Raw genomic sequence first — 12,631 nt, 5'->3', positions numbered from 1 at the left:
GTAGAGGGAGTCTTTGAGGACGGAGCCTGCGGGTGTGGTTTCCATGAAGAGCATGGGATTTTTTCAAGAGCCTCCCCATGCTGATAGACGCGGGGAGAGCCTGAGGGAGTGCGTTTGGCTCGGTGACGAGTCGATGAAGGAGCGGATCGCGCACTACCTCGACCGGGGGTCGGTCGTCGTCGCAGCAACCAGGATATTGCACGACATCCTTGACGAGGGGCGCTCTCCTATCTGCTCCTTGCACATCCTTACCGATGGTGTTTGGCTGTGGCCCTCGGGCCTGCCCTTCTATGTGCGAAGGTACAACGTCAGGGTTCCCCATGATTTCATCTCCCATGCCGAGTCTTCCGGGTGGGACCCGAAGGTTCTCGCGGAAGAAGAGCTGGATGAGATCGACAGGGAGATGATGTCGGGAATGTGAAATGAGTTCGATGCGGAGAGTCATCTGATCTCGGCAGAGGATCGGATATCCCGGGGATCGGATCGGTCCTGCGGGAGCCCCATTATCCATTCCTCTTCCTTGAGGGATTAAATGAAAATATATGTCGTTTCGAACCGGCGAGAAGTCCTGGACGTGTGGTCGAGACTGCTGTCGAAGATGCCATCGGTTGAGTTCATTGATGGCAGTACTGGATCGATCCATGCCGATGTGTTCGTGATGTCCGGTGTCTGGGCATTTGATCGCTACGGTGGCTCTCCGAAAAGAGAGGAGGCGCAGATTCTTCCGAACGCGCGGGATGACGGTTTGCCGGACTGGATCATTGTCCCACCGTTTCTTCCGGTTGTAGAAGTTAATGGAGAGGTGCAGGCCGGGGAAGAATTCAAAGGGGTCAGTCCTGCCTATCATGCCGTCATCAATTCTCTGCGGGCAGTGCGCAGAGAGTTTGGGGTCTCGGTTGGGGTTGAGTTGCATTTGCCGCTTCTCGGCATGGATGATCCGAGTGATGAGTCGACGCCTGCATCGGTCACCCGGGCGATCGATGATTTTCTGAATGATTGAGTTTGTGATTCCTGTTCCGCTTTGGTGAGTCGAAGACCGGCTCAGCGCAATGAGCACGTAGGCGAGCACAGAATGACGGTCTCCATGGCGGTGACGATCCTGAGGGCCCCGGACCCTGGTCGAGATCACGGTGGANCCGACCACCGAGCGGCAGGCCCCGCCCGAGGGGCGAGGCCGACACCCGGCACGCCCGGGTGCACAACCTGACGGCCTCGGGTGTCCACGATGGTCAGTACCTGACGGACATCAAACCCGGAACAAAGACGCTCGGACAGATCTCAGTAGATTCCTTGCGGGTCCCATAGGCTGGACGTGAGTTCACTCATTACATCGAAATCGACGTCAGAGGGATATGCATAGTGGAAGAGAGGGCAGGGGTGTTCGAGATCCCCAACGGCGGAACACTCGATCCAACCGGCCGTATTCTTTGCTCCGGAAGGAACTAGAGGTGAGGTACGTCAAGGTCGCATGGGCTCATGACTTTGCTGATGAGCCTGTCTTGTACCTCAGCGAGCTCGGCGATGACGGATACGAAACACGGAAGGTTCAGTTCTATCGGGACGGTAGGTCCGAACGGGCGGACGGGAGTTGCGAAACTGCAACTTTCGGCCTCGCTGAGATACCTTTCCCGCCTCTGGAGGAGATTTCCGCTCAGCCGGAGTTCACTGCCCAAGTGATTGCGGCGGAAGAGTTCGAGCGCGTATGGAAGGAGGCGGGCGCAGACTTGTGAAGCGGTGTCGGCCGGGCCAAGGGTTCGAGGTTCGCCGCAGGGCGAACCTCGATGGCACGGCGTACCCCGCATGGCGCACTGCACCCCGCCCCCTCACACCGCTTCCACGTCCACCTTGCGGCCGTCGGGGTCGGTGAGCACGCGGCGGCCCGGCTCACGGGCTCCTACACCCTGCAACCCCTTGACCAAGGCGAGGCCGCGAGGCGGGTCGAGCGCTTGGACCAGTGGAGGATCGCTGACGGAGAGTAGTGGCATGGGGCGGATCTCGGTTTGGGGTCACGCCGATTCTGCTGCGTAAGATGAGGAGAATGTAGCTCTCTGTGACAATAATAACGTTCCCATATGCACATTTTTCTTGGTGCGCCTCCCTTGTGTCCTCAGTGTTCAATGCGGCTTTGAAGTGCTCTTATGGCTCTAAGTAATGGATCATGTGCGTTTTTATTATGTCACTCTGATGCTTTTACTTAATATTGTCCGTTATGTTCTCGTTTTTTTCTTTCCATAGCTTCCTGTCTCTGTTGGGACCCTGACCCAGTTCACTAGGAAGCCTCGATGACATCCCCTGCCTTGCGTCCAGTCCGCACGGGTGTGCTCACGGCCGCCACGGCTTTCGCCCTCGCCTGTCTGGGTGCTCCCTCCGCACATGCGGACACGTGCCAGGCCGGTACCGAGTCGGACTTCAACGGTGACGGGGCCGCCGACCTCGCGATCGGTGATCCCGACGCCGATGTCGGCGGGGCCGAGCGCGCCGGCCGCATCACCGTGGCCTACGGAGGCGGAGGCAGCGCCCACATCCTCGAACGCGGAACGGGGAGTGTGCCCGGCAGCCCGGGGCAGGGTGACCGCTTCGGTGAGGTCATGGACACCTTCGACCACGACGGTGACGGCTGCAGTGACCTGATCGTGGGCCTGCCCTACGAGGACGTCAACGGGCTGGAGGAGGCTGGCGCGGTCCTGATCGTCTACGGATCCCCCACAGGACTCGGCGAAGAAGCCGCCGCCCAGGTCTGGGACCAGGACACCGCAGGGTTCGGAGGCAGTCCTGAAGCCGGTGACTGGTTCGGGCACGCCGTGGCAGCGGGCAACATGCCCGACGGTGAGCCCTACGCGGTGGTCGGCATCCCAGGCGAGTCCATCGGCGATGTGAAAGACGCCGGTTATATCCAGTACGTCCGCGGTGACTACATCGCCAACTTCCACCAGGACACAGACGGTGTTCCCGGTGCGCCTGAGACCAATGACCGCTATGGCTTCGATGTGGCCGTGACGGACACACTCATGGTGATCGGCTCCCCCGGAGAGGCTCCTGGACCAGAGACGTTCGCCGGTCACGTGCACTTGTTCAACCACGAGCAGGCGGATGTCATGCCTGATTTCGTCGGCAGCCTCAACCAGAACTTGGACTCCTCCGTCTCTGGCGGCGTCACTGACGTGGCCGAAGTAGGAGACCGTACCGGAACATCGGTGCACGCCATCGACTACCTCACGACAAGCGGCTCCACCGAGACCATGATCGCCATCGGCTCCCCTGGCGAGGACCTGGGCACAGGAGAGACCGACACCGGTGCTGTACACGTCTTCAGTTCCCAAGCGGACGGCACCCTGAGCGAACTCTTCTTCGCCGACCGCGACACCGGCGGCATGGACCTGGCGCAGAGATCGGACTTTCTTGGACAGCAGGTCCTCCTCGTGGACACCACCCCGGGGCAGAACGCCACCACCACCTCGATCAAGCTCGTCGTCGGTACCCCCGGCCACACCGTGGGCCAGGACCGGGCCGCGGGAATGGTCCAGGTCTTCCACCCCCTGACCGGAACGGTGACCGACCGCGTCGACCTCGACCGCTCCGGCCACGCCGCACTGGGCGCCCCCGTCGCCGGAGGCCACTTCGGGATGTCCTTCCACGCCACCGCCGACGACCTGTACCTGGCCACCCCCTTCGACCCGGACGACCCGGGAGCCGTACACGCCGTCTCCTGGACCGACCTGGAGTCGGGCACACCCACCTGGAACTCATGGATCCCGGGACAGAACGGGATACCCGCGGGCGGAACCGCGTTCGGAGCCGCACTGGGCTGACCCCGACCCGCCCCTCGACCCGACCCGTACCTCCCCTGTCCGGAAGGATCCCCCGTGCCCAGCCCCGGCGCCCCTGCACCGCAGCCCAGACGCAGAGCGTTCACCCGCCGGCCTCTCGCGGCCCTGACCACCCTCGCCGTGGTCACCGCGATGAGCACCGTGCTGTCGGCCACCGCACCCCTGCCCGGCACCGGCACCGCCTACGCTGACGAGCCCACCGCCGCCACCGAGGCCCAGGCCAGCGCACAGGCCGCCGAACTCGGCGAACGGGTCGAGGTCACCGGACTGCGCCGGGAGCGCCGCACGGTCTACGCCGAACCCGACGGGAGCTTTACAGCACTGGAGCACATCAACCCCGTCCGCGTCATGCGCGACGGCCAGTGGACCGAACCCGACGCCACCCTGGTCCGCAACGACGACGGCACCATCACCCCCGCCGCCGCCACCGTCGGCCTGAGCCTTTCCCCGGGCGGTGACGGGCCGCTGGCCGTCCTCAGCCGGGCCGGCAAGGAGATGGCCCTGCAGTGGCCCACCACCCTGCCCGAACCCGAACTGGCCGGTGACGAGGCCCGCTACCCTGCCGTGGCCCCCGACGTCGACCTCATCGTCCGCGCCGACGTCGACGGCTTCTCACAGGTCCTGGTGGTCCACACCCCCGAGGCCGCCGCCAGCGAGGAGCTGGCCGAACTGCGCCTGGGCACACAGGTGGACGGCGTCGAACTCGCCGAGAACGGGACCGGCCTGGAAGCGGTCGACACCGGTGCGGGCGGCGCCGTGTTCGAAGCCGCCCAACCCCTCATGTGGGACTCCGGCACCACCGGCACCGAGAGCGCCGAGCCGGAGGAGCGGGAGAGGGGAACCGCGGACGAACCCCGCGCCCTGACTCCCGAAGCGGACCCCGGAACGGCCGCCGCCGAGGGTGACGACCCAGAACAGGGGCCGCTGGAGTCCTCCAGCGTCTCCCCCGTGGACGTCGAACTCGACGGCACTGACCTCGTCCTGCGCCCCGACCAGGAGATGGTCACCGACCCCGAGACCACCTACCCGCTCTACATCGACCCGGTGTGGAAGACCTCCACCCTCTCCGCCTGGGCCATGGTCTCCTCCGGATACTCCTCCACCTCCTACTGGAAGTTCTCCGGCGAAGACCACGAGGGCACTGGACAGTGCCCGCAACTGTACGGCGACCCCTACTACTGCAACGGCGTCGGCACCAAACGCCTCCTCTACCGGATCCCCACCAGCGCCTACGCCGACAAGCAGATCCTCTCCGCCGAACTCGCCGTCACCCTCTACCACACCTACAACTCCACCGCCTACCCCGTGCGCGCCTACCGCACCGGCGGCTTCAACAGCTCCACCACCTGGAGCAACCAGCCCTCCTGGGCCTCCCACGAGGACACCAAGAGCCCCTCCGACCCCGTGGGCTCGTGCACCCCCACCAACCAGAACGTCCGCTTCGACGTCTCCGACGCCGTCTCCAGCGCCGCGTCCGGCGGCTGGTCCACCACGTCCTTCGGCCTGCGCGCCGGTGACGAGTCCACCTACCTCCAGTGGAAGCGCTTCTGCGACAACGCCCACCTGGAAGTGCAGTACAACACCGTCCCCGACACCCCCGACCAGGGCACCCTGAGCCTGTCCCCGGGCGGTGCCTGCGTCTACGGATCCGACCGCCCCTACGTCGACGAGGCCCCGCGGCTGTCGGCCTACCTGGACGACGACCACTCCAGCTCGGCCGTCGAACAGCTCAAGGCCCAGTTCCGCGTGTTCTGGACCGACGGCCAGGGCCAGGAACAGGAACTCACCCACACCACCTCGGAGAAGGCCGCCGGATCCTACTTCTCCTACCAGGTGCCCGACACCATCCCCGAGAACACCACCATCGGCTGGATCGTGCGCGCCTCCGACGGCGACGCCTGGAGCCCCTGGAGCTGGACGGGCGCACAGACCCGCTGCGAGTTCGTCTACGACTCCACCGCCCCCGACGCACCGGAGATCTCCTCCGCGGACTTCCCCGCCGACGACGCCTGGCACGACGGTGTGGGCGTCTACGGAGAGTTCACCCTCTCCTCGTCCTCCACCGACGTGGTCGAGTACCGCTACGGCGTCAACGAGGACCCCTCCGCCGCCCACACCCTCACCCCCGACGGTGACGGCGACGCCACCCTGGCCTGGAGCCCCACCAGAGAAGGACCGCACAGCCTCTACGTCGAGGCCGTCGACCAGGCCGGCAAGGTCAGCACCCGCGCCAGCCACCTCTTCCTCGTCGACGCCGGACGCCCCGCCGTCGGCCAGTGGGGCATGGCCGACGACACCGGCTCCGCTGGGGCCGCCGACGCCTCCTCCGGAGGCCACACCGCGACCGCCGGCGGTGGGACCGTCTTCGGAGCCCAGGGCCCCGGCGGCACAGCCAGCCGCGCCGTCGCCCTGGACGGCACCGACGGCGCCTACCTCGCCCCCGGCGCGCACCTGGTGGACACCACCGGCCTGTTCTCGGCCGCCGCCTGGGTCCGCCTGGACGACCTCACCCGGGACCAGGTGGTCCTGTCCCAGGACGGTACCGGCGAACCCGGGTTCACACTCGGCTACGATGCCTCCGATCAGGCATGGCGCCTGTCCTTCCCCGAATCCGACATGTACGCCCTCGGCGGGTGGTCGGTCTCCGCCCAGGCCGCGGTCACCGAGGGGGAGTGGGCCCACCTGGCCCTCTCCCACGACGGCCGCGCCAACCTGACCCGCTTCTACGTCAACGGCTCCCCGGAGGGGACCGTCGAACGCACCACCGTCTGGTACGCGCCGGGCGAGGTGCAGATCGGCCGCGCCGCCACACGCAGCGGCTACGACCGCCACCTGCACGGCGCGCTCGCCGACGTGCGCGTCTTCGACCGGCTCGTCACGGCCGGGGAGGTCGAGCGCCTGCGCAGCCTGCCGGTGGAGCGCACCGGCTACTGGCGCTTCAACGAGGCCAGCGGCGGCACCAGCCCCGAACACACAGGGGGCACGGACATGCACCTGGACGGCGACGCCGCCATCTACGAGTCCGACCCCTGGTTCGGTGACAGTGCCCTCCTGGGCCAGGGCCACCTCCAACTCGACGGTGACGGCGACTCGGCCGACGCCCAAGACGAGACCGTGATGCAGGGCAGCTTCACCGTCAGCGTCCGGGCACGCCTGGCCGCGGCCGAACCGGCGGAGACGATGTCAGTCCTCTCCCAGAGCCTGTTCGGGACTCTGTTCGACATCCGCTACAGCAACGACAGCGGACGCTGGGAGGCCTTCCTCGCCCACGAGGACACCGACACGGCCGAGACCACCGTGCTCACCGCGGACAACACCGCCCCCAGTTCGGAGAACCGCGGCGACCACCTGGCGCTGGTCTTCGACGCCTTCGCCCAGGAAGCCCGTTTCTACGTCAACGGCACCCACGCCCAGACCGCCTCCTTCTCCCCCGGATGGCAGACCGGGTTCGACCAGAACCAGATGGCAGCCCTGGTGCTTCCCACGCCTCGGCTGAACGCGGGCCGATCCAGGGCCGACAACGACTGGCAGCAGTACTTCTCCGGCGCGGTCGACGACGTCCGCGTCTACGCGGGGGTCGCTGACGAGACCCTCCTCTCCGCGCTCAACCGGACCACCGAGAACCCGGAGCTGTGACCGGTATGACCACCCCCACCCCCGACACCCAGGAACCGAACGACGGACCTCCCCGCCAGGGGCGGGCCCGCCGCGTGCGCACCGCCCTCCTCTCCGCGGGTGCCGCGGTTATGGCCGTGGTCCTCATCGTCACGCTCGTCCAGGTGGTCCAGGGCCTGCCCGACTGGATGGGCGGCGAGGCCCCTGACACCCAGGAGTTGGCCGACCCGGTCACCGGAACCACCGGCGAGGTCGACCCCCGGCGGATGGGCGAGGAGCTGGCCGAGGCCGCCGAACACGACGTCCAGGCGTCCTGGCCCACCAACGGCGACGCCGTCGTCCCGGTCCGCGACAGCGCCGACCCCGATGACATGGACCTGGTCGGCGACCTTCCGGTCCAGGCCGTCTCCGCGCAGGCCGAGGGCACGGTCGAGGTGGAGGTCCTCGACACCTCCGCCGCACAGGACGCGGGATTCGACGGCCTCCTCCTAACGGTGACCGGCGCCGAAGACGTGGAACTGCACGTCGACCACTCGGCGTTCTCCGACGCCTACGGCGGCTCCTACGGGGACCGGCTGGCCCTGTGGCCCATGCCGTCCTGCTTCCTGACCACCCCCGGGGAACCCGGATGCGGCACGCCCCTGGAGGGCGAGCCGGTGGACACCGGCAGCGCCCGGACCGTCGCCGCGCTGTTCTCCCCCGACCAGGGGGAGAGCCCCGCCGCCGACGAGGCCCGCGCCCCAGCCCGGAACCCGGCCGCCTCCGCGGCGTCCCTGCCCGCCGAACCCGGGATCGCGGCCACCGCCGTGTTCGCTCTGGCCGCCTCCAGCTCCTCCGGTGGCGGAGACTACGGTGCGACCGCCCTGCAACCGTCCTCGTCCTGGACCGTGTCCACCTCCTCGGGCGCCTTCACCTGGGCCTACCCCCTGGAGACGGTGCCCGTCCCCTCCAGCCTCCAGCCGAAGCTGTCGCTGGACTACTCCTCCCAGTCCGTGGACGGGCGCACCAGCACCACCAACAACCAGGGCTCCTGGATCGGTGAGGGCTTCTCCTACGAACCCGGCTACATCGAGCGCTCCTACGGTTCCTGCTCCGACGACGGACACGAGACCAAGAGCGACCAGTGCTGGGCCACCGACAACGCCACCCTGATGCTCAACGGCACCTCGGGCAGTCTGATCAAGGACGACGACACCGGCGAGTGGCGCCTGGAGGCCGACGACAACTCCAGGATCGAACGCCTCACCGGGGCCGAGAACGGCGACGACGACGGCGAGTACTGGAAGGTCACCACCACCGACGGCACCCAGTACTACTTTGGCCGCAACCGGCTGCCCGGCTGGAGCAGCGGAGACGAGACCACCGACTCGGCCTGGACCGTGCCCGTCTTCGGTGACGACGACGGCGAGCCCTGCCACGAGTCGACCCTCGACGACTCCTGGTGCCAGCAGGGCTGGCGCTGGAACCTCGACTACGTCGAAGACCCGCACGGCAATGTGATGACCTACTTCTACGAGAAGGAGACCAACCACTACGCCCTCAACGCCGAGGTCGACGAGGACGGCATCGCCTACACACGCGGCGGCTACCTCACCCGCATCGACTACGGACAGCGCGCGGGCGAGGTCTACGACGGCGACGCCCCCGCGCGCGTGGTCTTCGACACCACCGAGCGCTGCCTGCCCGACGACGAGTTCGACTGCGCCGCCGACAGCCTGGACGAGGACACCGCCCAGCACTGGCCGGACGTGCCCTACGACATGGCGTGCGAGGCCGACACCGAGTGCGGCTGGACCCAGACCTCCCCCTCGTTCTGGACCCGCAAGCGCCTGGAACAGATCCGCACCCAGTACGACACCGGGGACGGGTACCAGAGCGTCGACGCCTGGGAACTGACCCACCTGTTCACCGACAACGGCGACGGTTCGCGCACCCTGTGGCTGTCGGAGATCACCCGTACCGGCCACGACGGCGAGGAGCAGGAGTCCCTGCCCTCGGTCCAGCTCGACGGCATCCAACTGCCCAACCGCGTCGACGACCCCGGCGACAACATCCAGCCGTTCAACCGCTTCCGCCTGTCCACGGTCTACACCGAGTTCGGCGGACAGGTCGATGTCAACTACCTTGGCGGCACCTGCGCCCACGACGACCTGCCCACCGAGGGCGAGCAGACCGGACGCTGCTACCCCGTCAAGTGGAACCCGCCCGGCGCGGAAGACCCCGTCACCGACTGGTTCCACAAGTACGTGGTCGAGGAGGTCATCCAGACCGACCGGACCGGCGGTGCACCCGACCAGGTCACCCGGCACGAGTACGTCGGTGACGCCGGATGGCGCCACACCGAGCCCAACGGCATCACCGACGAGGAGTACCACACCTGGGACCAGTGGCGCGGCTACGAGACCGTGCGGGGGTACAACGGTGACGGCCAGACCATGTCCACCCGGGTCGACCACACCTACATGCGCGGTCTGGACGGCGGCGAGGACCCCGACGGCGGCACCGTCTCGGCGATGGTGACCGACTCCACCGGCGAGGACTACACCGACCACGACGAACTCGCCGGCCACGAACTGGAGACGATCACCTACGACGGCGAGGAGATCGTCAGCAAGAAGATCTCCGAGCCCTGGCGGCACGTCACCGCCACCCGCACCGAGGACTGGAACACCGACCACGCGGTCTACACCAACACCGACTCGGAGCGCTCCTACACCGCCCTGCCCGACGGCTCCTGGCAGGAGACCGCCCGCGACACCGTCTTCGACACCGGCACCGGCCTCGCCGAAGAGGTCGACGACCTCGGGGACGTCTCCACCGCCGACGACGACGTGTGCAGCCGCACCACCTACGCACAGAACACCGGTGCGCACATCCTCACCCTCGTCGCGCGGGTGGAGAGCGTCTCGGTGTCCTGCTCCGAGGAGGCCACCGCCGACGACCTGCTCTCGGACGTGCGCCGCCACTACGACGGCGGGGCCTACGGCGACGACCCCACCGAGGGCGACATCACCGTCATGGAGGAGTTCGACGGCCGCGACGGCGACGGCGACCCCGTCTACAGCACCGTCAAGGGCTTTGCCTACGACGACTACGGCATGGTCACCGAGATCACCGACGCCGAGGGCATGGTCGCCCAGACCACCGACCACGTCTACAGCAACGGCCTGCTCACCGAGATCACCGCGACCAACACGCTCGGCCACACCCAGGTCACGCACATCGAGCCGGCGCGCGGGGCGGTCTACGCCGAGGTCGACGCCAACGGCCGGCGCACCGACATCGGCCGCGACCCCCTGGGCAGGACCACCGACGTCTGGATGCCGGACCGGCCCAAGGGCCAGGGCATGACCCCCAACGTCAAGTACGGGTACACCATCACCGACGGTGCGCCCGCGGCGGTCTCCACCCAGAGCATCCGCAACGACGGCACCTACGAGACCTCCTACCAGATCTACGACGGGTTCCTGCGCACACGGCAGGTCCAGGTACCCGGTCCCGACGGCGGACGCCTGGTCGCCGACACCTTCTACAACGGCATCGGCAAGGTCGCCAAGACCAACGACGCCTACTACGCCGTCGGCGCCCCCGAGGCCGACCTGCTCGTCGTCGGCAACGGCGACGTCCAGGGCCAGACCGTCTACACCTACGACGGCACGGGGCGGGCCACCGACATCATTCAGCGGGTGGCCGGTGACGAGCTGTGGCGCTCCACCGCCGCCCACGAGGGCGACCGCGTCCACGTCACCCCGCCCGAGGGCGGGGTGCCCACCACGGTCATCAGCAATGCCCGCGGCCAGAAGGTGGAGCAGCGCCAGTACACCGGCGACCTCCCCGAGGGCGACTACGTCTCCACCGCCTACACCTACACGCCCGGCGGCCAACTGGCGACGGCCACCACCCCGGCCGGTGAGGTGTGGAGCTACGAGTACGACCACAAGGGGCGCCGGGTCTCCACCGACGACCCCAACAGCGGCACCACCACCAGCGTCTACGACGACCTGGACCAGCTCGTCTCGACCACCGACGCCAACGGCACCACGGTCTCCTACGTCTACGACGACCTGGGCCGCGTGGTGGAGACCTGGGAGGGCGCACCCGACACCGGGACGCCCCTCACCTCCTACCAGTACGACACCCGCCTCAAGGGCGAGCTGTTCATCCAGACCCGGCACACCGACCAGGGCGACTTCCGCGTCGGGATCATCGGCCAGGACGAGCTGTACCGGCCCACCAACATCCTCTACGGGATCCCCTCCTCGCAGGGTGCGCTGTCGGGCAACTACGAGTTCTCCGTCAGCTACAACCCCGACGGCACCGTTCAGGGCATGGGCCTGCCCGCGGCGGGCGGGCTCTCCGCGGAGTCCACCGTCATCGACTACGACGACCTGGGGCGGCCGGTCAGCCTGACCGGTGACTCCACCTACGTCACCGACACGGACTACACCCAGACGGGTCTGCCCCTGCAGATCGAGCTGGACACCGGAGCGGGTCCGGCGGCGTGGATCACCAACGAGTACGAGCAGGGCACCCAGCGCCTGCTCGGCACCCGGGTCGACCGCCAGGGCGGCACCGCGCCCCTGCTGGACGCCGGATACCACTACGACGACTCCGGCAGCGTGGTGTCCATCACCGACTCGCCCGGGGACGGCACCGACCAGACCCAGTGCTTCACCTACGACGGGCTGCTCCAGCTCACCCAGGCGTGGACGCTGTCGGGCAGTGACCCGGCCGACTGCGAGAGTGCGCCCACCAGCCAGGACGTGGGCGGACCGGAGCCCTACTGGCACTCCTACACCTACGACGCGGCCGGCAACCGCCTCACCGAGACCCACCACGACACCACCGGTACCGGCAGCGACGTGGTGCGCGACTACACCTACCCCGCCGAGGGGGAGGACCAGCCCAACACCGTCCAGAGCGTGGTGCAGAGCACCGCCCAGGGCGACACGCTCTCGACCTTCGCCTACGACGCGGCCGGCAACACCACCGAGCGCGATCTGGNCGGCGAGCTCCAGGAGCTGACCTGGAACGCCGAGGGCAAGCTGGACTCGGTCTCCACCGCGGGCGGGGACACCTCGTTCGTCTACAGCGCCGACGGCAAGCGGCTCGTCCACTCCACCCCGCAGGCCGACACCCTGTACCTGCCGGGCACGGAGCTGCGGGCGGACGCCGTCACCGGCGAGGTG

7 protein-coding genes are annotated in these 12,631 nt (G+C 67.8%); 6 read left to right on the top strand and 1 reads right to left on the bottom strand.

Annotation, left to right across the window (positions count from 1 at the left end; genetic code table 11):
* Positions 1–43: 43 nt before the first annotated feature.
* The 3 genes from B042_RS23045 (at position 44) to B042_RS0112610 (ending at position 1,730) form a co-directional block, all read left to right on the top strand.
* Entirely contained in the window at positions 44–421 is a 378-nt protein-coding gene (locus tag B042_RS23045) for a hypothetical protein (protein WP_231493981.1), read from the top strand.
* A gap of 153 nt (positions 422–574) precedes the next feature.
* On the top strand, positions 575–1,000 hold the full coding sequence (locus B042_RS25735) for a hypothetical protein (RefSeq protein ID WP_155989064.1): 426 nt from the start codon (positions 575–577) through the stop codon (positions 998–1,000).
* 448 nt (positions 1,001–1,448) lie between these two features.
* Positions 1,449–1,730, top strand: coding sequence for a DUF6881 domain-containing protein (locus tag B042_RS0112610; protein ID WP_028648594.1), 282 nt, complete (start codon positions 1,449–1,451; stop codon positions 1,728–1,730).
* Positions 1,731–1,823: 93 nt separating this feature from the next.
* Here B042_RS0112610 and B042_RS25730 read toward each other — a convergent pair whose 3' ends face one another.
* Positions 1,824–1,985, bottom strand: coding sequence for a hypothetical protein (locus B042_RS25730; RefSeq protein ID WP_155989062.1), 162 nt, complete (start codon positions 1,983–1,985; stop codon positions 1,824–1,826).
* Between the two features lie 297 nt (positions 1,986–2,282).
* On the opposite strand from B042_RS25730, the gene B042_RS0112600 reads away from it, so the two are divergent.
* The 3 genes from B042_RS0112600 to B042_RS26945 all read left to right on the top strand — a co-directional run.
* Entirely contained in the window at positions 2,283–3,809 is a 1,527-nt protein-coding gene (locus B042_RS0112600; RefSeq protein WP_155989060.1) for an integrin alpha, read from the top strand.
* Between the two features lie 54 nt (positions 3,810–3,863).
* The gene (locus tag B042_RS0112595) at positions 3,864–7,463 is read left to right on the top strand and encodes a LamG-like jellyroll fold domain-containing protein (protein ID WP_051415663.1); all 3,600 of its coding nucleotides are present in this window, start codon (positions 3,864–3,866) and stop codon (positions 7,461–7,463) included.
* Between the two features lie 5 nt (positions 7,464–7,468).
* Positions 7,469–12,631: hypothetical protein (locus B042_RS26945; protein WP_051415662.1), on the top strand; the 5,163-nt coding region annotated here is incomplete at its 3' end.

The organism is Nocardiopsis sp. CNT312 (genome assembly GCF_000515115.1).
GTDB lineage: Bacteria > Actinomycetota > Actinomycetes > Streptosporangiales > Streptosporangiaceae > Nocardiopsis.
Note: the sequence above shows the minus strand (reverse complement) of the source record. Positions and strands in the feature narration are given on the sequence as shown.

Coding starts and splice junctions, on each gene's coding strand:
- B042_RS23045 (WP_231493981.1), top strand. CDS start 44: ATGAAGAGCATGGGATTTTTTCAAGAGCCTCCCCATGCTGATAGACGC.
- B042_RS25730 (WP_155989062.1), bottom strand. CDS start 1,985: ATGCCACTACTCTCCGTCAGCGATCCTCCACTGGTCCAAGCGCTCGAC.
- B042_RS0112600 (WP_155989060.1), top strand. CDS start 2,283: ATGACATCCCCTGCCTTGCGTCCAGTCCGCACGGGTGTGCTCACGGCC.